General features: G+C 55.7%; 10 protein-coding genes. 7 read left to right on the top strand and 3 right to left on the bottom strand.

The window, feature by feature from the left end:
- The first annotated feature begins 182 nt into the window (after positions 1 to 182).
- Both ACIX8_RS04370 and ACIX8_RS04375 read left to right on the top strand, forming a co-directional pair.
- A complete protein-coding gene (locus ACIX8_RS04370; protein WP_014264111.1) occupies positions 183 to 1,517 on the top strand; it encodes an alpha/beta hydrolase family protein in 1,335 nt (444 codons plus the stop codon).
- Positions 1,518 to 4,907 (top strand): glycosyl hydrolase, encoded by a 3,390-nt coding sequence (locus ACIX8_RS04375; RefSeq protein ID WP_014264112.1) that lies wholly within the window; start codon positions 1,518 to 1,520, stop codon positions 4,905 to 4,907.
- 489 nt (positions 4,908 to 5,396) lie between these two features.
- Here the strand turns inward: ACIX8_RS04375 and ACIX8_RS04380 are convergent, their stop codons facing one another.
- Both ACIX8_RS04380 and ACIX8_RS04385 read right to left on the bottom strand, forming a co-directional pair.
- Positions 5,397 to 7,313: a M56 family metallopeptidase gene (locus ACIX8_RS04380; protein ID WP_014264113.1), complete on the bottom strand. Its 1,917-nt coding sequence runs from the start codon at positions 7,311 to 7,313 to the stop codon at positions 5,397 to 5,399.
- A complete protein-coding gene (locus ACIX8_RS04385; RefSeq protein ID WP_014264114.1) occupies positions 7,310 to 7,693 on the bottom strand; it encodes a BlaI/MecI/CopY family transcriptional regulator in 384 nt (127 codons plus the stop codon). The genes ACIX8_RS04380 and ACIX8_RS04385 overlap by 4 nt, the downstream gene beginning before the upstream one ends.
- A 799-nt stretch (positions 7,694 to 8,492) precedes the next feature.
- Between ACIX8_RS04385 and ACIX8_RS04395 the strand changes: the two genes are divergently transcribed.
- Positions 8,493 to 9,506 (top strand): LacI family DNA-binding transcriptional regulator, encoded by a 1,014-nt coding sequence (locus ACIX8_RS04395; protein ID WP_014264116.1) that lies wholly within the window; start codon positions 8,493 to 8,495, stop codon positions 9,504 to 9,506.
- A gap of 5 nt (positions 9,507 to 9,511) precedes the next feature.
- On the opposite strand, the gene ACIX8_RS04400 is transcribed toward ACIX8_RS04395, so the two are convergent.
- Positions 9,512 to 10,528, bottom strand: a complete 1,017-nt coding sequence (locus ACIX8_RS04400; RefSeq protein WP_014264117.1) for a LacI family DNA-binding transcriptional regulator — start codon at positions 10,526 to 10,528, stop codon at positions 9,512 to 9,514.
- Between the two features lie 536 nt (positions 10,529 to 11,064).
- Between ACIX8_RS04400 and ACIX8_RS04405 the strand changes: the two genes are divergently transcribed.
- The 4 genes from ACIX8_RS04405 to ACIX8_RS04420 all read left to right on the top strand — a co-directional run bounded on the left by ACIX8_RS04405 (position 11,065) and on the right by ACIX8_RS04420 (position 24,010).
- Positions 11,065 to 14,703: a TonB-dependent receptor gene (locus tag ACIX8_RS04405; RefSeq protein WP_014264118.1), complete on the top strand. Its 3,639-nt coding sequence runs from the start codon at positions 11,065 to 11,067 to the stop codon at positions 14,701 to 14,703.
- Between the two features lie 81 nt (positions 14,704 to 14,784).
- Positions 14,785 to 18,918, top strand: coding sequence for an IPT/TIG domain-containing protein (locus ACIX8_RS04410; RefSeq protein ID WP_014264119.1), 4,134 nt, complete (start codon positions 14,785 to 14,787; stop codon positions 18,916 to 18,918).
- A 147-nt stretch (positions 18,919 to 19,065) separates the two neighbouring features.
- Positions 19,066 to 21,669: a beta-mannosidase gene (locus ACIX8_RS04415; protein ID WP_014264120.1), complete on the top strand. Its 2,604-nt coding sequence runs from the start codon at positions 19,066 to 19,068 to the stop codon at positions 21,667 to 21,669.
- A 106-nt stretch (positions 21,670 to 21,775) separates the two neighbouring features.
- Positions 21,776 to 24,010, top strand: coding sequence for an alpha-galactosidase (locus ACIX8_RS04420; protein ID WP_014264121.1), 2,235 nt, complete (start codon positions 21,776 to 21,778; stop codon positions 24,008 to 24,010).
- Positions 24,011 to 24,086: the final 76 nt, after the last annotated feature.

Below are 24,086 nucleotides of genomic sequence, written 5' to 3' on the forward strand. Positions count from 1 at the left end.
GAGGCGATTTCATCGAAGTCTGGAAGAAACAGCCTGACGGCACATGGAAGGCCGCCGACGACACCCATCATTCCGATCTGCCCGCTCAATCCTGATACCACGTTGTTGACAACGCCTCCATGCTCCGGCTACGGTTTCCTTGGAAAATTCATTTCTAATTTGGAAATTCTGGTGGAGTGGCGATGAGGAAGCTGAAGGTTCGCAAATCAATGGCTTGCATTGGCGGCACGATGCTGTTTGCCTGCGCAGCGTGGGCACAGACTGCCCCACCCACACCCAAGCCCGCACCGGATGTAGTTGCCGGTATTCCCGTGAACTATGACGAGGCCAAGGTTGGCACCTATACCTTGCCCGATCCGCTGGTCTTGAACAACGGCAAGCCCGTGCAGGATGCGAAGACCTGGCTCAAGCAGCGGCGGCCGGAGATCGTCTCGCTGTTTGAGACCGAGCAGTACGGCAAAGCGCCGGGCCGTCCTGCGGGCGAATCGTTCGAGGTCTTCGAGAAGGGAACGCCTGCCTTGAATGGCAAGGCCATCCGCCGCCAGGTGATGATCTATCTCACTAGCGACAAGACCGGTCCGGCGATTCAGCTCCTCATGTATCTGCCCGCTGGAGTGACCAAGCCTGTCCCCATGCTTCTCAGCATCAACTTCGGTGCGGTGCAGAATGCTGTCGACGATCCCGGCATCAAGCCGGAGACCGTGTGGGACATGAAGACCAACAAGCGTATCCAGGCCGTAGGAAAGGGCTTTGGCAAGCTGAACGTGGAGCCTCTGCTGGATGCCGGCTTTGGCGTTGCGACGTTCTACTACGGCGATGTGGAGCCGGATTATCGCGATGGCTTTGCGAACAGCATTCGCGCTCGCTATGCCAAACCCGGAGGGACGGAAGAGAATCGTGCCGCCGATGACTGGGGCTCTGTTGCGGCCTGGGCCTGGGGCATGAGCCGTGTGGAAGATTACTTCGAGACGGATAAGACCGTGGACAGCAAACGCGTCGCCATCCACGGCGTTTCGCGCCTGGGCAAGACGGTGATGTGGGCCGGAGCGCATGATGAGCGCTTCGCTGCTGTCATCGCGAGCTGCTCGGGCGAGGGCGGCGCGGCGCTCAGCCATCGCGACTACGGAGAGACGGTCGCGCACCTGACTGCGCCCACACGCTATCCGTATCAATTCGCAGCCAACTATGCGAAGTGGGCCGGTTTCCCGGATAAGGCGCCGATGGATGCGAACCTGCTTGTGGCGCTCATCGCGCCGCGGCCTTTATTGCTGCAGACGGGGAACACCGATAGCTGGTCTGATCCCAAGGGCGAGTTCCTCTCCGAGGTTGCCGCAGGGCCTGTCTATCGCCTGCTCGAGAAGCAGGACCTTGGCACTGAGGTATGGCCTGCGGCGAAGGTGCCTATCTTCCGCGACGGGCTCAACTATTACATGCACGATGGCGGCCACGGCATGGTTCCTAGCGACTGGGATATCTACGTGCAGTTCCTCAAACAAGCTCTGCACCCGGAGCGGTAGATGAGACAGTCCTCCTTCTTATTGGCTGCGATCGCGCTGGCATCACTCAGCGCAATAGCCGTTGCGCAAACCGCAACCGACCCGCTGGCTGCAGGATTCAGGAATCCGCCTGAAGCAGCGCGGCCGCGCACGTGGTGGCACTGGACGAACGGCAACGTCACGGAAGCCGGTATCACCAAGGACCTCGAGTGGATGAAGCGGTCCGGCATCGGAGGCTTCCAGTTGGTAGATGTCGCCTCCGGCGGCGGGCAGACGGTTGAGCCGAAGATCCACTTCGGCACCGAGGAGTGGTACCGCGCGGTGCGGCACTCTGCGGAAGAGGCCAAGCGGCTTGGGCTGGAGATGTCGATCTTCAGCTGTGCGGGTTGGAGCGAGGCGGGTGGGCCCTGGGTCACGCAGAGCATGGCGATGAAGAAGCTCGTATGGAGCGAGACTCATGCCGACGGACCTGCGAAGTTTTCGGGACAACTTCCCGAGCCTCCCTCGAACGAGGGACCGGTGCGTGATGCGAGTGCTCGTCCCGATGGACCGCACTTCTATCGTGACTCCGCGGTGATTGCCTACCGCACGCCGCAGGATGCGACTCCGATCAAGGCGCTGCATCCCCGCGTGACCGCAAGCAGCGGCGCGATCGACGCTGCACCGTTGCTGGACGACAGCCTCAATACCTCCGTGACGATACCCGCACCGAAGGACGGCTCACCGGCGTGGCTGCAGTTCGAGTTCGCACAGCGTTATACCGCGCGTGCTCTCTCCTTCGGAGCGCACGGACGCATTCCGGTAGGCAAGATTCTTGCCAGCGACGACGGCACCGCCTTCCACTCGATCCTTGATATGCCTGGACCGCAGGGCTATCACGGTGCTTCGATCCGCACCTTCACCTTCCCGGCGACGACAGCGCGATTCTTTCGCATCGAACTCGACGGCGCGGGTCTTACTCCGGCTGCGGTGATCCATGGTGGACCGGTGGTTGCCGCGAACGCGTACACCGTGACCGAAGCGATCCTGTTCTCCGATGCGCGCATCAACCGCTGGGAGGACAAAGGCGCCTTCGGCAGTTTGATGGACGTCTACGATGTTGTCCCCACACCAGCCGCGCCTGACTCCGCTGTCATTGCCCGCAAGGATGTCATCGACCTGACCTCCCACATGAAGCCTGACGGCACGCTCGACTGGGAGGTCCCTGCGGGGCACTGGACGGTGCTGCGCATGGGCTACTCGCTGACCGGCGCAAAGAATCGTCCGTCCGTTCCCGCTGGCAGCGGCTATGAGGTAGACAAGCTGAGCGCGGACTATGTGCGCCAATACTTCTCCGGTTACGTAGACCCGCTGCAAAAGCACCTGGGCTCACTGCTTGGATCGACGCCGCACTACATGACGATGGATAGCTGGGAAGCCGGCATGCAGAACTGGACCGACGAGATGATCGCGCAGTTCACGCGGCGGCGCGGCTATGATCCTCGGCCTTACCTGCCCGCGCTTGCAGGGCGCGTCGTGGGCAGTGCCGATGTGAGCGACCGCTTTCTCTGGGACTTCCGCCGCACCCTGGCCGACATGTACGCCGATGAGTTCTACGGCACCATGACCGATGAGCTGCACAAGCGCGGCATGGAAGACTACTCCGAGGCCTCAGGTGTCGCGCTTGAGCTTCCCGAAGACACGCTACTGAACAAGAGCAAGGTCGATATTCCGATGGCTGAGTTCTGGGTGCATGCCCTGCATCCGGAGTCGATGTACTACGTAGACGTGCGTGGCGCTGCCTCTAGCGCACACGTCTATGGCAAGCCCATCGTTGCGGCAGAGTCTTTCACCGGTGGCGGCTACGAGTCGCCGTTCACGTTGAAGAAGATCGCCGACTACTGGTTTACACAGGGCATCAACCGCCTGGTCTTTCACACCTCTGCGCAGCAGCCGCTCGATACGCCACCGGGCAACACCATGGTAGGAACTCATCTCAACCGCAACATCACCTGGGCCGAGCAGGCGAAGCCGTTCATGGACTACGTAGCGCGAGTCTCGTACATGCTGCAGCAGGGAAGTCCCGTTGCCGACCTGGCCTATCTGCTGCCGGAGGGCGCGCCCTCGACCATGCCGTTCTGGGGGGCAGGGCTCGAACCGGCTCCGCCCGCGGGTTACGACTACGATTACATCAACACCGACATCCTGCTGCACCATACCTCGGTCGATGCCGATGGACGGCTGCAACTCGATAGCGGAGTCAAATATCGCTTGCTGGTACTGCCGCCGACAACGCAGATGACGCCTGAGGTATTGCGCAAGTTGCATGAGCTGGTTGCGGCTGGAGCTTCGATCTCGGGTCCTCGGCCGACGGCTTCTCCCAGCCTCGCGAACTATCCCGCCTCCGATGAAGAAGTAAACACGCTGGCCTCCGATCTCTGGGCAGATATGGATGGCGTCACGAAGAACCAGCACAGCCTTGGCAAGGGGATGGTGTACTCAGGGCTTGCGCTCAACGAGATTCTTACCCGCCTTCATGTAGAGCCGGACTTCTCCGCCAGCGGCTCGCCGGAGAATCCGCCTGCGTGGATTCATCGCCATCTCGCGGATGCGGATGTCTACTTTGTCGTGAACCAGTCCGATCGTCCCGAGTCGATGGAAGCGCGTCTGCGCGTTGCGGGTAAGAGTGTGCAGCTATGGCGTCCGATGGAGGGTTCGCTCATTAATGCAAGTTACACCTCAGGTGCACCGGTAGAAGAGCGCTCCGGCAACAGGCAGCCTGGGCTTCAGCCGGCGGTCTATGTTGCACAGGCAGACTTCACGAGCGTCCCACTCAACCTCGCTGCCCGTGAGGCGCTCTTCATCGTCGTGCGTAATACCGCACAGACTCCTCCAGTTGTCTCTTCGCCGGTAAGCCAGTTGCTCGCCAGCCTGCACGGACCATGGACTGTCACCTTCCCCGCGCACCTCGGCGCGCCGGCCAGCGTGCAGCTCAGCAAGCTCAGCTCCTGGACGGAGAGTGAGGACCCCGGTGTGAAGTTCTTCTCCGGCACAGCGACGTACAGCACTACATTCGCGGCTACTGCAGAGATACTTCACCGCAGGTCCGCCGCAGGAAAACATATCGTGCTGCACTTTGAGAATGTCCGCGATATAGCCGCGGTGAAACTCAACGGCAAGTCCACCGATCTCACCTGGGCACCGCCTTATGAGGTCGATGTCACCGACGCCATTCGCCCTGGCGTCAACAAGTTGGAGATTGCCGTCACCAATGAATGGACGAATCGTATTCTCGGAGACCGCGCTCTTCCGGCAGGCCAGAAGATTCTGCCCGACGTGCCGCCATCGCGCCCGGGTGCGCCCGTGCCGGGACTGCCGGAATCCGGCCTCATCGGCAACGTAACGCTGCTCAGCGTTACCTCGGTGGATTAGGTAGAGCAGATTCCGCGGAAGTGTAGAGGATCTATTTTCGAATTCACCACAGAACTGTCATCTCGACCGGAGGCGGCGTACTTCGCCGCCGCAGTGGAGAGACCTGCAGTTTGCTTATGCTAGCGATATTGCCTCCATAGGCAAACCTGCAGGTCTCTCCGTGGCGTACCCCCCCCAGATTCGTCATCCTGAGCGAAGCGCCTCGTGCTTTTGCGAGGCGCGCAGTCGAAGGACCCCGAGGGACGTTATCTAACCGATAATGTTGGGACCTTTTCCACCACGAAAGCCCAGGCGCGAACTTTAGAGGTAGAAAAGGGTGCGTAAGAAGCGGCACAAATCCCAGCCCCGCAGGGGCGGCTCCATCACAGCCCAGGGTGAAACCCTGGGTTACGGGCGATAGAGCTCCGAGCCCTGAAAGGGCGATCTATAGGTGGCAGCACAAGAGATCGCCCCATATCGACTAAAACGTCCTATGCCCATCTCCCATGGCTAGTTCTCCGAAGGCCGCTCTACATGATCGATCACCAGCACCTTCAGCGGGGCTTTTCCCGGTTTCAGCTTCAATCCAAGCTGCTCCTTCACTGCTTCCTCAAATGTCGTTCCCTGCGGATCAGACTCAGGTTCGCCTGAAGATGTCCGTGATCTCTGTCCGAAATCGCCACGGGCTGGCGTCCACTTCAGTATGAAGTCATACTTCCCGATTAGTCCGGTCGCATCCACCACTGACCGGCCCAACCTGCCAATCTGAAATGACTTGGCCATCATCTCCATCGTCGTGTCTCGTGACCCCATCAGAATTGTGTGGTCCGGTCTGTTCTCTGCCTCGACTCCACCACATTGCGCTGGAAAGATATCCGTCTCTTTCAGCTCCGCCCCATGAACCGTTGCGACCTTGGCATCGCAGGCTGGCCCATCCTCATGCCGATGCAGTTGCGGCCCCAGGGCTCCGGGCTTCATCAAGGTCATCTCCAGCACTGGAGTCTCCTGCATTTCAAGATGCGCCACCAAACCAAACCGCTCCTTCAACAGCGACTGCATCATCAGGCGCATCTGGTCTTTTGTCGGGTTTTTCGTAGGGGCTCGCGCATGGATCTCGTAGTTCTCTGTCTGTACCCACTTCGGAAGCTGGCCAAAGAGTGTCTGAAACTGTTCACGCGTTGGCATGATCTTATATGCGAAGAAGATGTAGGTCGGCAGCGGAGCATCCGCAGTCAGTAACCCGCCCGTGGGCGCATAGGCGTCATCCGGGCTCAAACGAAAATTCGACGGCGCACCAGGCCCTGGATTCAACCGCACCGAAGCCACTTCAAACTCCATCTTCCCTCCCGCAGCCTTCTGCCAGTCTTCGGCTATCGCTTGCTGAGCCCTCACCTCTCCATAGCGCGCTCCAAAGAGGAAGGGGCCGGCAATAGTAGCCAGCATCAGCAGGACCAATACGGATCTCCGCATCAGGCCCAGCTTCTCCAGTCGCGGAGTCATAATCGAGCGAACTCGCTTGCATAAATCCGCGCCGGTAACTCCTGAAACACAAGCCAGAGGAGACCCAATACAAAACCGGCAAGCCTTCAACAGACCCTCTGCATATGTCTCCGCGCAGCGGCCCATCGCCACCACAGCCTCGTCGCATGCACGCTCGCGTTCCTCGATCAGCCGCCGCTCTAGCCACCACACCATCGGATGAAACCAGAACACTGCCTCCACCAGCATGTGCAGTGCGGCACTCATGTTATCGCGCCGCCGAACATGCATCAGCTCATGCGCCATAATTGCTTCGATATGCTCGTCCCCCAACTGAGCCGATAACTGCTCCGGCCAGATCAGTACCGGTCGAAACACTCTGAAGATTCCCGGCTCCATCAACTCCTGCGATAACAGCAGCGAAACTCTTCTGCCGCCATTCATCCATTGCAGGATTTCAAACTCGCGCCCTGCAACCGCCTGTATCGCCTGTCGTACTTGTTGCTGCACCTGCCGCCAGCGCAGGCCCCACATCACCAGCACCGCCGCAGTGCCGCAAAGCCATATCGCCGCCAGCATGAGCGGCACATCAGCCTTTGCCTGTTCCACCAAACTCGTGCGATGCGTGGAAGAGTCCGCCGCCAGAAAAGTAAAATCCGCAAACGGCTGTCCCATCGTATCGACTGCGGAATAGACCGCCGTTGGTATCTGCCCGGTGGCGTGGTGCTGTCTTGGCAGCAAGCTGCCCAGCCCAATCAGGAGAGAGAAGGGAACAAGAAACTTGACCGAAGCCGCCAGCCAAAGGGAGAACCTCACCCGCGCAGCGTTCCTGCGCAGCAGCAGAGTTACTAGCCAAACTACCGCCGCAAACAGCGTCGACTGCCATAGATGGTTCGCGAATGCAGGGCCAAAGCTCGCCAAGGTATGAGACAAGAATTCCGTTCTCATACCTTGCCTCCTTTCCCTAAGCTCTTGAGCGTCTTTTCGGCATACTCCACATCATCGAGCGTCAGTTTGCCGGTGTCGATCAGGTGGGCAACGACGAGCCGGGATTGACCACCGAACAGCGCAAGAAGATCGTCGACCAATCTGCGTTGCGCGGCATCGCGCGATATCGTCGCCGCAAAGATGTGGAAGTTGCCAAGCTTTCTAATACGCTCCAGGGCTTTCTTTGCTTCCAATCGATAGACGGTCGTCTGAACGGTTGCATACGCTGGCCGCTGCTTCGCAGGGAAGGCTTCCTGAATCTCTCGGATGGATGCCTCTCCCCGATTCCACAAGACTTCCATGATCTGGAGCTCCAATTTCGATAATTTGACTTCCTTCATCCCTGCCTCCCCATGGCTGCGTCTATTAGTAATACAGGTGTCTGTTTTAAGCAAACATCATGTTTGTTTTCGCGCGATAGCGATGCCGGCTCTGATTGTCTCGTCTCGAGCAGGGCTGAGTGATAGCCGAGTTTTATAGGATTTGGTGAGCAGGTTGAGAAATAGATATTCGAGTGGAGCGGCAAACCTTCCAGCCTGGGTTGAGCGCGTAATTCCTGAAGACATGCAGGCTCCTCGACCTACTCCGTTTGCTCGAGGAGAGGGCGTTCGGGTTCGGCGAAGGCGAGTTCGTTGAGTGTGAGGAGTTGGAAGCCGCAACGGCTAAAGCAAATCTCCTGTAGGTGTATAGCGAAACCACGACACTTATGGCCGTTTTTTCCCAGAAAAACGGTACCGCAAGCCCGATTCAACCACCCTCCTAACAGGAGATTTGCTCTAAAGGCGGCAATGATCTCAGCCATTGTGAGCAGGTTAGCGGAAAGCTCAATGCGCTTGCCATCAAGATAAAAACAGCGAATTCAATTGCGCTGTGCGCCGTTGTGGGATGCATGTTGGAGAAGGGGACGTGTCCGGCAAAGCTGAGGATGCGAGCACACTCATCTGCATCGATCGCATCACCCTGCGTGAAGCTGACAGAGGCAGCACCCAATGCATAGAAACATGCCGCTCATCGTCACGATGCTGGGGGGCAACTCTGGCATAGGATAAAACAGAAGAAGTCCGCGAAGAGACGCATCGGCCCACACGAATGACGGCAAAGAAAAAACGAGCAGTACCGCACGGAAAAAAACCGGCGACGATGAGGGATGTTGCACGCCGGGCAGGTGTATCCGTTGCAACCGTCTCACGCGCTCTCGATGGATCTTCGACTGTTGCGGAAGAGACCGCTCTGCTGGTTCAGAACGCGGTGGAGGCCCTGGACTTTGTCCCGAATATCTCCGCTCGAACCTTGAAGTATGGTCAGAGCAGGGCATTAGGCGTCATTATTCCCGATCTCTCCAATCCCTTCTTCTTCGAGTTCCTGCGTGAGTTCGAAGCTCTTGCCTCGGCAAACGAGCAGGTGGTTCTGCTGGCGAATGCGGAGACAAGCACAGGCGGCCCGCGAAGCTCCGTTCGCCAGATGCTTATGCGGCTTGTGGATGGGGTCGTGGTGATGCCGTCCATCGACGAACTGGAACCCTATCAGTTGCTCACCCTGCGCAAGGTTCCGACGGTAGCCATCGACAGCCGCCGCGTTGGACCTTATTTCAGCGATGTGAGCCTGATGCACGAAGAGGGGATGCTACAGGCGGTAGGGTGCCTGAAGGAGCTCGGACACAGACGCATCGCGTTCATCGCCGGCTCCGAGGGACTTTTCATCTCCAGTATCCGGCTTGAAGCTTTCAGGTCGGCACTCCGGAAACACCTGATCCCTGAACGTGCGGGATACATTCGCGCAGGTAACTACCGCGTGGACGGCGGCGATCGTGAGATGAGAGCGCTTCTGGAGCTTCGCGACCGCCCGACCGCCGTGATCGCCATTAATGACATGACTGCCCTAGGCGCGCTAAGGGCCGCCAGGGCTGCTTCCGTCTCCGTTCCGGGAGATGTGTCGGTGATTGGCTTTGATGGAATTGAGCTCGACGAGGTGGTAAGTCCTACGCTGACCACCATCAGTGTCTCCCGCGCACATATGGCGAAGAGTTGCCATACGGCTCTCAAAGAGTTGCAGACCGCGCGGCATCATGAGGGAAGACAGTTCCAGGTGCCGGTTGAACTGGTTCGCAGGCAATCCACGGGGCCAGCCCGCAGACTACGCAAGGCCGTACTCTGATTCTTCTAAGGCACCAGGTAATTGTGTGTTCCACACGAACGCCGCACGACGAGTTCCGCCGGCAGGACGATTCGCTTCGGTTTGCCTTGTGGCTCTGTTGACGTCAGCTTCGAAAAGAGGAGTTCAGCGCCGATACGCCCCATGGCATCGCTTGGTTGCCGTACAACGGTGACGGCCGGTTGAATGATATCCGCCATTTCGAAATCATCGAAACCTATAAGAGCGATCTCCTCGGGAACCCTGACCTTCAGGCTGGAAAATGCATGCAGCGTGTTGCGTGTCGTGAGGTTGTTGCTGCAGAAGATGGCTGTGGGTGGGGATTTGCGGTCGCGCAGTGTACGTATCGTTTGCAGTGTTTCCCACGGTGATTCGGTTACGACATGGGAATCTTCCTTCAGCCCTGCTGCTTCCATCGCGGCGCAGTAGCCCTGTAGCCGTTGCCGCATCGTCCAGAGTTCGAGGGTAAGGCCGATACAGGCGATACGACGATGGTGATGATCGATGAGATGTTGCACGCCCAGTTGAGCCCCGCGCTTGTTCTCCACAACGACAGAATCAAAATGGCTGCCTGCAATCGGACGGTCGAGGGTCACAATCGGCGTTTGTGTGAACTCGGGATCGTTCAGAAGGGTCTTGCCTCTTGCGGGGATAATGATCAGGCCCTCAACATGGCGGCGCAGCATTCGCTTGGCTTCCATTAACTCTGTCTGAGGATCTTCGTCGGAGGTCGTGATGACAGTCGAATACGAATGCTGTTTGACCACCAGGCTGATCGCATCCGCGCAGACGGCGAAGAACGGATCGTGGAGATTCGGAACAATAATGCCAATCTGATGGGTACGCTGCTCGCGCAGGGACCGGGCGATCTCGTTGGGCAGATAGTTGAGCTTCGCAACCGCGTCCAGCACTCGGCTCTTGGTCTCTTCACTGACTGGGACGTTGCCCTTGAGGACGCGAGATACGGTCATCGTGCCGACACGTGCCAGCTTGGCTACATCACTCATGCGCACGGGACGATTCAAATAGCCTGCCTCCAGGTGATGATTCTGATGGTTCGAGCGCGTTTTGATTTTACGCGATAAAACCGCTCATCGTGTCCATCACGAGGAGTTCTTCGCCGCTATACGGTCGACAGCTTCTCAGGAGCAACTGATTGATAGATAAAGAGTCTGAGGCTTGTATCGTGCCATGTGGCAGTCCGATTTCTCAGCATGATTGAGCGCTCAAATTACACGCTTGAACTCTGAAGCGAGCGTCTGATGGCGTAGTTTGGATAGTCCCCGAATTTAAAAAACGAAAAACTTCTTGACAGTGATTCCGGAAAATATGTATATAGGTTGACGTCTTGATATCGATATCATATAGAAATTTGAGAGGCGAAGGTTTATGTAACCGGATACATAAGACTGCCCAAAAACAATCAAAGTAAGAACTCTTCAATGCTGCGCTCAAATTTGTGACGTCTTAGTCGCGAATCCTGCAAGCGCTGAAAGTTCACGACAGTGCCCCAGCAGAGGGCATCAGTTTCCGGGTACTTACCTGGATCGAAAGGACCTTTATGTCTAAAAATATTTCGATTAAAGCTGCAATCAATACGTTTAGCGTGGCCAGCGCTGCTACAAAATATGCTTCGGTCAGGAATATTCTTCGTCTCCTCTGCCTGGCAGTTCTTTTTCTGTCCGCTTCCACCGTGTTCAGCCAGGAGTTTACAGGCCGCGTTACGGATCCATCCGGCGCAGCGGTATCGAAGGCGAAGGTCACCGTAACAAACCAGGACACAGGGGTAGCTGTTACGACAGCGACGACCGGTAGTGGAGACTACACGGTGCCTTATCTGCGCCCGGGTTTGTATTCCCTCAGTGCGGAAGCGCAGGGGTTCAGCCAGGAGGCACGCACACAAATCACCCTGCAGGTGGGGCAGACCGCAGTCATCAACTTCACGTTGAAAGTGGGTTCGATCAGTGAGACGGTGACTGTTCAATCGGACGAAGCCTTGCTGGCGGGCAGCGGTGATGTTGGCGAGGTTGTGGAGAATACGCGCGTCACGGAGCTTCCTCTCAACGCCGGAAACGCAATGACGCTTGCCACTCTCAGTGCCGGTACAAGCTTGTATGCCGACCCGAAGTATCAACGTCCCTTCGATGACATTCAGGCCGATCTGTCTATCAATGGCGGCGGTGCAGGTAACAGCCAGATTCTCCTGGACGGCGTCTCGAATGAGGCCGCCCATGGCGATGCTTACAACGGCACGAATGGACAGATTGGCTACATTCCGCCTACCGAAGCCGTTGGAGAATTCAAGATCATTACCAACCCTTACAGCGCCGAGTTTGGCCGTGCCTCTGGCGGCGTCATCGATATGACGCTGAAGAACGGAACAAATACGGTGCATGGAAGTGTGTATGAGTTCGCGCGCAGAACCTTCCTCGATGCGAACAGTTGGGCAAACAATTTCAGTGGCAATCCCAAGACTTCACAGCGGCGAGACCAGTATGGTGCCGAACTGGATGGTCCTGTCGTATTTCCAAAGCTCTACAACGGTCGCGATAAGACCTTTTTCCTGCTCCAGTTCGAAAACTTTACGAACACCGACCCCGGTACATTGATTGTTTCCGTGCCTCAGCCGGAATGGTTTAATGGCGATTTCAGCAAGCTGACCTACTATGACGTAGCCTCTAAGTCTTATAAGCCGGAGATCATCTACGATCCGCTGACGCTGCACGATAACGGTTCAGGTGTTCTGGTTCGTGATCCATTTCCAGGGAATATCATCCCGGCCTCACGTATCAATCCTGTTGCGCAAAAGATTCTCTCGTTTTACCCCTCGCCAAATCTTCCGTCGACAGCAGGCCTGAATACCTGGGTTAGTAACTATCAGACACCGCAGCCTCTGGTGGATGTCTACAGAAACGTTCTGGCTAAGATCGACCAGAATATCTCCAGCAAGGATCGTCTGACCCTGCGTTATGGCTATTGGGAACGCTCTGAGACGCAAAACTATAACGGCATTCCGGGAGCTGCAGCTCAAGGCGAGTATCCCCATGGCGAGCGCAGCAATACCTTCGCCACGGATTGGGTGCACACCTTCACTCCCAACCTGCTGTTTGATTTCAGAGCATCGGTCATCGTTCGTGGCAATATTGCCGAAACAGGCCCTGCCAACTTCGACATTACTTCTCTCGGACTCCCTCCGTCGCTCGTATCTGAGCTCGGAATCTTTGCGAACCACTTCCCCTCCATTGGGGCGAATGAGTTCACCACTTTGGGTAACTCAGGCGGCCAACTGACGATTGGCAACTCTTTGGCCATGTTGCCGAGTGTGACGTGGGTCAAAGGGAAGCACACGATCCATGCTGGAATCGATTGGCGCATCCTCCAGGACAGTACGCGTGGTGTCCAGGGTGGCATGTCACTTAGCACCGATCGCACCTGGACACAGAAAATTTACAACACGGGTGATCCGGGCAGTGGTAACTCGATCGCCTCGTTCCTGCTGGGTACCGCGAACTCAGGCAGTATCAATATATCTCCGAACATATTCTTCTCCCAGCACTACTACGCACCGTTTGTTCAGGACGACTGGAAAGTCACACCTCGGCTTACATTGAATCTTGGAATTCGGTATGACCTGAACGAACCACCCGTCGATCGTCATAACCGGGCGGACTACGGCTTCGATACAGAGGTGGTCAACCCTGTTAACTCTCAGATCGACCAGAGTGCCTTGCCGAATGGGCCGGTGAAGGGCGGGATGACCTTTGTGGGTGTGAATGGAAATCCCCGCGCCTTCTATTCCGCCACGAAGACAGATGTGCAGCCGAGGTTTGGTTTTGCCTTTGCGGTGGATGATCGCACCGTGCTGCATGGTGGTTTTGGGGTGATGTACAGAAACCCGAACCCCGGTCCGAATCAATATGGTTTCTCGTCTACAACTTCGTATGTCGGGTCGAACGACGGAGGAAAGACCCCCATACCGCAGAGTGTATCGAATCCGTACCCAACCGTTATTCAGCCGACAGGATCATCGCTGGGATACCTCACTGCCCTCGGACAGGGGCCCTATTTCATCAACCCGCATTACAGGACACCTCAGTTCCAGACATTCTCTGTTGGTATGCAGCATCGTTTCCTGAAGAACGACACCCTGGAGATCAACTATGTCGGGACTCGGACCTATCACAACGACAGCAACGACAATATCAATCGCATCGCGACAACAGCTTATGCGAACTGCAACATCTTGTTGGGTGGAGATCCCAGCCGTTGCGACAGCGCTGCTGGCAGCTATGTAAAGAACCCCTTCTATCAAGCTCCCGCCTTCCAGGGGACCGGCTACTATACGGCTTCTACGATCCAGGCCATCCAACTCACCCGTCCTTTCCCCCAGTTCACTGATATTCAGGAGTACCAGCTGAATAACGGCCGCTCCTGGTACAACGCCATGCAGGCGACAGCGATGCATCAGTGGAACAAAACCCTGACGCTGCATGCGACCTATACCTGGTCAAAGACCATGGATTCGGGCGGCTATGCCGATCAGATCTATCGCATTCCCTCAAGGAATATCGACTCATTAGACGCCACCCATGCCGTCACCCTCTCAGGTGTCTGGCTGCTCCCGGTTGGCCGGGGTCAATATTTCCTGGGCAATATGAATCGGGTACTGGATGAGGTCATTGGCGGTTGGGAGTTTGGATCGCTTTATGTGTACCGGTCAGGTTTTCCATGGCAAGTGAATGCAAACAGTCAAAACACCTTGTATTTGTCGAACGCCTGGGTTCCGAGGCAAAACGACCCGTCGATTGCGAATGCCATACGTGGGGTGAAGCCCTGTGCTGCCCAATATGTACAGCAAAGCGATAACTCCTATGTGTTGACGCCGATTCAAAGCAATTGCGGAGGAAACTACAACTTCATCGTGAATCCCCGCTATGCCGCAACGCAAAACAATATCTACTCCGGCATTCGAAATCCCGGCACCTGGGACTGGGACATAAATCTCGCAAAGAACTTTGCGATCTATGGACGTCTTCATCTCCAGCTTCGCCTCGAGGCGTTCAATGTCCCAAACCACCCAATCTTCGCCGGAAGTTACGACAATGGTCCGCTGGATGCAGGCTTTGGAACGATCAACAAGACTTCAGGGCAAACCAATCAACCCAGGCAAGCTCAATTGGGAGCGAAGTTCCTCTGGTAGTGACCGGGCTATAGCAAAGAATGACGCGGGATCCGTACCGCTACGCATCGACGTGGCGAAAACGCTGGACAGGAGATAGTTATGAAAACTACGAAAACAACTCAATGCGGACAACCAGTCCAAAAGATGTGGAACTACACGTTTGTTCTTGCGGCCTGGATCTGTTCGCTTTTGATGTTCAGCCAACTGACAGCATGCAGCGGCGGTGCAACTACTGGAGGCCCACTGACGGTGGCCTCCATGTCGCCGCTGCAACTCACAACAAATGGCGGACAGGTCGCTTTTGCGGGCACCAACTTTACACCGGACACTACTGTAAAGTTTGGTGATGCCGCAGCCCTGAAGGTGTACTTTCAGAGCTCTACGCTCATCACAGCGGTGTCGCCCGCGGTTGGTTCACCCTCGACTACGGATGTGACCGTCAGCAGCCCCAAAAACGGATCGGTTACACTCTCCGGCGCCCTGCAATACGTCCCGCCACCCCCTCCCGTGGTCGTTGGTTCCTGCACAACGTTCCCCTGCACCTATAAGGCCACTGATCCAGGGAATACGCTGGTGGGCGGCGCACAAATATCAGCTTGTGCGGGTTGCCCCGATGGAATTAAGGTCGGTAGCCTCGGCTACGGCAGCGATGTCATCATTAATCATATTTATGCACCCACTACAGGAAATTACACACTGACGATCTCCGGTTGTGAGGGCGGAGGAACACAAAACTACCAGGTGATTGTGGATGGCGCACCGCCCGTCATTGTGCCACTTAGCGGTAGCAACTGGTTTGCACCGGCTCCGCCTGTTTCTATTACGGTCCCATTGCAAGCAGGGGCGAATAATACGATCGAGTTAGGCAATGCGACCGACTATTCTCCGGATGTCGTTTCCATCCAAATCAATTCTTTGGTGCAGACACCGCCTATTACAGTTACTGCGATCAGCCCAACCCAAGTGTTGCAGTCGGGTGGCACGGTACAATTCACCGGCACAAACTTCACCCCAGATATTTCTGTGAAATTTGGCGGGGTCGCAGCGACTTCATTTACTTATACAAGTCCGACTCAATTCACTGCGGTTGCGCCTGCAGCCACAGCAACTGGAGCGGTAGATGTTGTGGTCTCTTCTCCAAGCGGCGGCACTTTCACCCTGCCCAAGGGCCTGACGTACGTTGCAGAGTGCACCACGCTCCCATGCACCTACGCGGCGACGGACCCCAACAACACACTTGTTGGTGGCGCAAAGATCGGCACTTGCTCTGGATGCCCAGGCGGCGTGAAAGTCGGCAATCTGGGATATGGTGCGGATGTGATCATCAACAACGTATTCGCTCCGGCGAATGGCAATTACACTCTGACGATCACTGGGTGTGAGGGCGGAGGTACGCAGAACTATCAGGTCATCGTGGATGGAGGAACGCCTATCCTTGTTCCTCTTACAGGCAGCGACTGGAATAATCCAGCAGCACCCGTGTCAATTACGGTACCCCTGCAAGCCGGTGATAAAAACACGGTTGAGCTGGGTAATGCGACTGAGTATTCCCCTGATGCCGTCTCGATCATGATCAGTGCCGCTAATCCAGCGACAGTTCCCACCATTACATCGATCACTCCAAACCAGTCGTCGATTACAGGTGGCCAGGTTGTGTTGCAAGGCACGAACTTCGAACCCAACTCTACGGTCACCTTTGGAGGCATCGTTGCGCCTGGTTTCACCTTCCAGAGTTCGACCCATGTTACCGTGAATGCGCCTGCCAGTCCGACGGCAGGAGTAGTGGACGTAGCCGTGAACACGCCGACTAACGGTGATGTAACGGATGCGAAGGCCTTTACTTATACAGGATCGGCGGCCTGCACGAGCGCAACCTGTGTCTATCAGGCCTGGGACCCAGCCAATACCCTTAGCGGTGGTAGTAAGACTGCGACCTGCATCGGCTGCCCCTATGGTCTCAAGGTAGGAAACCTGGGATACGGCGCAACGGTGACGATCAACAACGTGTATGCGCCGGCCGACGGTAACTACCTTCTAACCCTGGTTGCAAGTGAAGGTGGAGGAGATCAGAACCTCTTAGCCATTGTGAATGGTGGAGCTGCAATTACTCTCCCTTTCACAGGACACAACTGGTATCTTGCAACTCCACCCGAGGCCGTCACCATCCCGCTGAAGAAAGGTAGCTCCAATACCATTCAGCTGGGCAATGCTTCCAACTATTCCCCGGATGTCGTCTACGCCATTGTGAGTCCGGCAAATACACCCGCCACGCCACCGACGCCTCAAACCGTGGCCATGCAAAGCGGTTCAACGACGGTGACGTATGACCTGAGCACGGGACTTGCGACGTTCAGCTACAACGGCGTTGACAAGATTTCTAACTTCTATGCGCAGGGCTATAACGGCTTTACTTTGTACCAGTCAATATCGTCGGTCTATACCCGCACCGCCGCTAATCTTCCCAACGGTGAGACGGATATCACCCTTACTGCTTCAGACGGATCGCCAACCCTCATTCAGCGGTTCTTCTTGAGCAATAACCATTTCACTACCCAGCTCGAGATGGATGGTACGGGGCTGAGCAGCAACGAAATGTCACCCATCGTTGTGCGTGGAACTGGAGCGGTCGATCTTGGCAGCTACGCGGACACGCGGTTCCTGCAGGTGCCCTTCGACAACGATAACTTCGTAAGTTATAACGCAGGTTCATCGAATGGATGGGCAACGACGGGTTTCGAGGTCGGTGCCTTCTACGACAACACCAGCCGTAACGGTCTCGTGATCGGCTCCGTCACGCACGACAATTGGAAGACGGGCATCTCGATGTCCGGCAGCAGCAGCAAGCTGGATGCCTTGACAGCCTTTGGCGGTGCGAATACACCGTCGGACCAGCTGCCACACGCAGCGGTGATCGGCAACAAGATCACATCTCCGACTGTGCTGGTTGGCTACTATAGCGACTGGCGCGATGGCATGGAAGATTATGCCAACGCAAATGCGCAGGTCACACCGATGCTGGCCTGGTCGAAGCCTGCCCCAATGGGTTGGGGCTCGCTTGGGCCAAACGAAGCCGGCCTCACGATGACTCAGGCTACAGCGGTTGCCGATTACTTCCACACGAAACTACCGCAGTTCAACGACCAGGGAGTGCAGTACATCAACCTGGACGCGGAGTGGGCGAATAGTAGCGATGCGGATCTGGCAGCGTTCGTCAGTCACGCGCATAGCCAGGGCCAGAAGGCGGGCGTCTACTGGACGCCATGGGTCGTCTGGGACTGGGCGGATCTGACGGCAACCCTTGACGGAGTAACCGGATATACGAATAACGATGTCATTCTGAAAGATCATTATGGCAACCCGATGGCCCCAGTAGATGGCGCCTACGGCGTAGATCCGACTCATCCTGGTATAAAGGCGAGGATCGACTACTACAGCAACAAATACCTCACACTGGGCTTCGATTACGTCAAGATGGACTTCTTGAGCCATGGCGCGCTGGAGGGTGGATCAAACAACGGAGTGCACTACGACACGACCGTGCAGACCGGCGAACAGGCTTACAACCAGGGCATGGCCTATCTCTACACGAAGATTGGAACATCGGTGTTGCTCGACGAATCGATCGCTCCTATCTTCCCCTATCAGTATGCTCATGCTCGCCGTGTCTCGTGCGATACGTACGGTTCGATCGCTAACACGAGCTACGAGATGAATTCGGAAAGTTATGGTTGGTGGCTGGCCGGCCGCCTCTATAACTGGAACGATCCGGATATGATCCATCTCGAGAACACGGACACTTCGGGTACGCCTTATACTTCAAACGAAAATAAGAGCCGTGCGACTTCGGTCGCTGTCACTGGCTATATGTTGAGCGGCGATGATGTGACAGACACCATCGCTCCACCATTGGTCCAGCAGTGGCTTACCAACGCCAACATCAATGGCCTGCCGGCACTCAACCTGAAGTTCCGTCCTGTAGAGGGAAATACGGGTACTTCAGCGGTGAATGTGATGGTGGCTCAAAGCGGAACAACCTACTACCTCGCGGTGTTCAACTACGATGGATCGAATGCGTCCAATCAGACTATTGATCTTGGCCGGGCCGGTCTAAGCAGCTCCACACAGTACGATGTAACGGACCTCTGGACAGGCGCGACTTCATCGGCCACCGGTAGTATCACCGTCAACCTCAACCAGGCAGAAAGCACAATCCTGAAGCTACTGCCTCACTAGAAGGCAGGGTTTTCCAGGAGAGACCGCGCCATATTTTATGGTGCGGTCTCTCCGCATATCTCTATGGTTTGTAGCTATATTGCTCAAGCCAGATAGCATCTTTCGCGATGAATGCTATGACAACGACAAAGCAAAATGGAGAAATGGATGTCCGTCCATAAACATGTATTTTTGACTTTGCTTTTCAGCCTATTCCTGCCGATGAGCCTGGCTGGACATGCTCAAAGCCTGACGCGACAAAGCCTGGACGGAGCATGGCAGTTCCGACAAGTGGTATCGGACTCGGACACAAAGTCTCCGGCACCGTCCGTTGAGTGGATGCCGGCCAAAGTTCCGGGCGATGTGCATCTGGATCTCATCGCGAACAAGCGTATTCCCGATCCGTTCTATCGCGACAACGAGTCCAAGATCCAGTGGATCGAAAAGGCAGCATGGGAGTATCGCCGGAATATCGATGTAACTACCGCGACGTTAAAGCATCAGCACCTCGAGCTTGTATTCAAGGGGCTGGATGCAGCATCGAAGGTATATCTCAATGGGGAAGAGATCGCTGCTCCTGCCAATATGTTTCGCGAGTGGCGACTGGACGTGACAGGCAAATTGAAGAGCGGAAGCAACGAGTTACGTGTGTTCTTTCCATCTCCCATCAAGGCAGCGGAAGAGGTTGCCGCGAAAGATCCCTGGCGTGTTCGTACTCATACCGATGCCAAGGTGTATGTGCGCAAAGCTGCCTACGAATATGGTTGGGACTGGGGCCCGCGTTTCGTCACGAGCGGTATCTGGCAACCTGTCTCTCTGGAGATGTGGGATGACGCCCGGATTGAGAATCTCTTTGTAGAGCAGAAAGATATCTCCTCCACTGTTGCCCATCTGGATGTGCAGACAGAAGTCGTGGCTTCAAAGCCTGGCCTGGCGACGCTTTCACTTAGCTATGGACTAAAAGATGCGGAGCAGAAGACCGAGCAGAAGGTAATGCTTAGCGCAGGTCTGAATCGTCTCTCCTTGCCGGTGAACATCGACAAGCCCGCGCTCTGGTATCCATCCGGCTACGGAGAGCAGCCACTCTATTCGTTCCACGCCAAGGTAAGCCTTGATGGGCAGGTGGTAGACACGGCAGATACAAAGGCAGGTCTCCGCTCTATCGTGTTGCATCGAGATCTCGATAAATGGGGCCGCTCTTTTGAATTTGTAGTCAATGGTATTCCCGTATTTGCCAAGGGCGCAGACGTTATTCCCTTCGATAGTTTCCCCAATCGCGTAACCACCGCGGACTATCGTCATATCCTCCAGGCAGCGAAAGACACGAACATGAATATGGTCCGGCACTGGGGCGGTGGCTACTATGAGTCGGACGAGTTCTATTCCATCTGTGATGAACTGGGCCTGATGGTGTGGCAGGATCTGATGTTCGGCAATGATTGGCAGCCTGGAACCTACGACTTCAAACAGAATATTCAGCAAGAGGTTGAATATCAGATGCGAAGGCTGAGGAATCATCCCAGCATCGTTCTCTGGGCGGGTAATAACGAAACTGAGCTGGCTAAAGAGTGGAACGGAAGAGGCAATTTACCTGCCGATGTGCATGAGCATATCTGGCAGGATTATCTTACGGAGTTCAGTGGTGTACTCGCCGTCACGGCTGCACGTGTCGATCCTCAGACACCCTATTGGCCAAGCTCCCCTTCGGCGGACTATGAAGACTTAAGTGACTCCTTTCAGAGTGGCGATAACCACGACTGGAGTGTGTGGCACGGCCGCGTAGACTTCGCCGACTACGAGAAGCATCACTGGCGGTTTGTCTCTGAGTATGGCTTCCAATCCTTCCCGGAGATGAAGACGATCGAAAGCTTTACTACACCGGAGGATCGCACCAGCATCTTCACGCCTGTGATGCTCGCGCACCAGAAGAATGGAAGCGGCAACAGCCTGATCCAGGAGTACATGCGCCGGTACTACGGAGACCCAAAGGACTTTGCTTCGTTCTTGTACTCCAGCCAGGTACTGCAGGCAGAGGCCGTAAAGACCGGAGCGGAGAGCTTTCGCCGTGAGCGGCCACGTACGATGGGTTCGCTCTTCTGGCAGTTGAACGATTGTTGGCCTGTAGCTTCGTGGTCCAGCATCGACTCTGAGGGTCGATGGAAGGCCCTGCAATATTATGCGCGCCGTTTCTATGCTCCCGTGCTGGTGTCGCCGCACGTTGAAGATGGAAGCGTGGCAGTCTATGTTGTCAGCGATCACGTTCAAGCGGAACAGGCCGAGTTGTCTTTACAGGTGATGAAGTTTGATGGGTCCATCGTTAAACAAAAGAACCTCTCGGTCCAGGTAAAGCCGCTCAGCTCCGAAGTTGTGATGAAGATACCACTCTCCGAGTTGCTGGATGCCGGAACAGATCCAGCCGACGTAGTGGTTGTAGCTAGGCTGCACCAGGGGCGCAAGGTGATCTCCTCCAACCTCTTGTATCTGACGCCGACGAAAAAGATTGTTCTCCCCAAAGTGCCTATCGATGCCACCTTGGCGAAGGCGGCAACAGGGTTCGACGTCACCTTGAAATCTGCGGCGCTTGCACGAAGCGTATATCTCTCCTTCGGCGAGCAGGATGCAACCTACAGCGACAACTATGTGGACCTGTTGCCTGGAGAGCCTGTAACGATTCACGTTACGAGTGAGGCCTCGTTGGCTGCATTACAGGCAGGCATGCAGGTAAGAAGCCTCGCCGATGCCTTCAGCCCCACGACGAAAGGAAAGGAATAGTCCTCTGCGGGTCCAACAGCAAATCTCATGGTCGTGGAATAAGTTTCATTTCCCTAAAACCAATGCAAATGCAGTCGAAGATCATGCCGTTTCCAGAAGAGTTCGTATGATGAGAAATTTTGCATGGTTATGCCGTGCAGTTGTTTTGTTGGGTATCTCCGTTGTTGCAACGTCCCAGGCTCAAACGAAGGCAGCGCCGGCGCTTATCGGGTTTGATCCTTCCACGAAGGTCTTTCGTATCAATGCGGCCGACACGACTCTTGTGATGGGGATCAACGAGAGCGGCCAGGTGCAAACCCTGTATTGGGGTGAGCACCTCTCGGCAAAGGACCACTTTGCTGTAGCAAAAGCAATGCCAGGTGCTTCATCCTTTGATCTGCCAGTGACGACCACGCCGCAAGAGTTTGTGGCGTGGGGTGGAGGCTTATTTGTCGAACCTGATCTGAAGATCACATTTCCGGATGGCAATCGGGATCTTGTGCTGAAGTACGTTTCGCATACGATCGATGCCAACAGGCTTTCAATCGTGATGAAAGACATCTCGCGTGAGGTGTATGTCACGCTTCAGTATGAAGCCGATGCGGAGACCGGCATCCTGCGGCGCTCTGCCGTTGTAGAGAACCGCACGGAAGCGCCCTTCACGATCGAGCAGATAGCGGCAGGGACATGGAACCTGCCGCGTGGAACAGACTATCGTCTGCGCTATCTGACTGGCCGCTGGGCTGGTGAGTGGAGCCTGCAGGAACAGCCCGTGAATCCGGGCAAGGTAGTTCTAGAGAGTCGGCGCGGCACTACTGGCGCGCAGAACAACCCATGGTTTGCCATCGATCGCAGTGGAAGTGCGGATCAGGATGAGGGTGGTGTCTGGTTCGGCGCACTGGGCTGGAGCGGGTCGTGGCAGATCTCTGTAGAGCAGGATGCCTTGCAGCAGGTCCGCATCACGGGCGGACCGAATGCCTTTGACTTCGGCTATCTCCTCAAGAAAGGCGAGCGCTTTCAGACACCCTGTTTTTATGGTGGCTATTCGGCGCATGGCATAGGCGGAGCCTCGCGTTTGCTGCATCGCTTTGAGGTGAATTCACTCCTGCCGCATCATCCCGATTCTAAGCTGAGGCCTGTGCTCTATAACTCATGGGAGGCGACAGGGTTTGACGTAGATGAAGCAGGGCAGATGTCTCTTGCAGAGAAGGCAGCGAAGATCGGTGTCGAACGCTTTGTCATGGATGACGGCTGGTTTGGTCAGCGTAAGAACGATCATGCGGGTTTAGGCGACTGGTATGTCAACCCACAAAAGTTTCCGCACGGATTGAAACCGCTGATCGATAAAGTCCACTCCCTGAAGATGGACTTCGGTCTTTGGGTTGAGCCCGAGATGGTGAACCCCGATAGCGATCTCTATCGCAAACACCCGGATTGGGTACTTGAATTTCCCGGGCGTCCCCATACAGAGGCACGTCACCAACTGGTGTTGAATCTTGCGCGGCCTGATGTGCGCGCTTATGTGTATGGATTCCTCGATAAGTTACTTAAGGAAAACGATATTTCTTTTCTCAAATGGGATTACAACCGTAACTGGTCCGAACCTGGCTGGCCTGCGGTCCCTCAAGAACAAGAGAAGAATGTTTATATCGATTTTATTCGCAACTATTATTCGATCCTCGATGAACTAAGGCACGAACATCCGAAGGTAGAGATTGAGTCCTGTTCCGGTGGTGGCAGTCGGGTGGATCTGGGAGTGATGCAATATACCGATGAGGTGTGGCCTTCAGATAATACGGATGCCTATGACCGGCTGCTGATCCAGAACGGTTTTACTTACGCCTACACTCCCGCAACGATGATGGCGTGGGTTACAGATTCGCCGAACTGGGTCAACAACCGTGCGCTTTCGCTGGAATATCGTTTCCTGTCCTCGATGCAGGGTTCGCTTGGGATTGGGGCGAACCTGAACCAGTGGAAGCCGGAAGATTTCGCTACAGCCAGGCAGATGGTGGAACGATATAAATCTATTCGCGAAACGGTGCAGAGAGGCGCGCTCTATCGCCTTCTGACTCCTGAGCATAATAGCGAGCAGTCTATAACGGAGACGGTCTCGCGCGATGGAGATCAGGCGGTAGTCTTCGCTTTTCTTCACTCCAGCCAGGAGAACTATCCGTTTCCTCGAATCTTCCTGCGTGGTCTGGATGAGGGAGCGACTTATAGCATCAGCGCCTTTGCAGGCAAATTAGCGGAGGGAACTCCAACGCAGGCCAGTGGTTCGTACTGGGAACACCACGGTATCGATGTGGATCTGCATGGAGATTTTCAGGCGATGGCCTTCACGCTGAAGCGTAGTCGCTAGAACAAAGGATTGTGCGATGGTATGTCATCTATCTTTAGGGCCAACGGCCCGTTTCATACCAGCCTGGGGCAAAGCG

The sequence above is a fragment of the Granulicella mallensis MP5ACTX8 genome (genome assembly GCF_000178955.2).
Lineage (GTDB): Bacteria > Acidobacteriota > Terriglobia > Terriglobales > Acidobacteriaceae > Granulicella > Granulicella mallensis.

What these genes read in the sequence shown, in the direction of transcription:
- ACIX8_RS04370 (WP_014264111.1), top strand. Translation starts at nt 183, where the DNA reads ATGAGGAAGCTGAAGGTTCGCAAATCAATGGCTTGCATTGGCGGCACG.
- ACIX8_RS04375 (WP_014264112.1), top strand. Translation starts at nt 1,518, where the DNA reads ATGAGACAGTCCTCCTTCTTATTGGCTGCGATCGCGCTGGCATCACTC.
- ACIX8_RS04380 (WP_014264113.1), bottom strand. Translation starts at nt 7,313, where the DNA reads ATGAGAACGGAATTCTTGTCTCATACCTTGGCGAGCTTTGGCCCTGCA.
- ACIX8_RS04385 (WP_014264114.1), bottom strand. Translation starts at nt 7,693, where the DNA reads ATGAAGGAAGTCAAATTATCGAAATTGGAGCTCCAGATCATGGAAGTC.
- ACIX8_RS04395 (WP_014264116.1), top strand. Translation starts at nt 8,493, where the DNA reads ATGAGGGATGTTGCACGCCGGGCAGGTGTATCCGTTGCAACCGTCTCA.
- ACIX8_RS04405 (WP_014264118.1), top strand. Translation starts at nt 11,065, where the DNA reads ATGTCTAAAAATATTTCGATTAAAGCTGCAATCAATACGTTTAGCGTG.
- ACIX8_RS04410 (WP_014264119.1), top strand. Translation starts at nt 14,785, where the DNA reads ATGAAAACTACGAAAACAACTCAATGCGGACAACCAGTCCAAAAGATG.
- ACIX8_RS04415 (WP_014264120.1), top strand. Translation starts at nt 19,066, where the DNA reads ATGTCCGTCCATAAACATGTATTTTTGACTTTGCTTTTCAGCCTATTC.
- ACIX8_RS04420 (WP_014264121.1), top strand. Translation starts at nt 21,776, where the DNA reads ATGATGAGAAATTTTGCATGGTTATGCCGTGCAGTTGTTTTGTTGGGT.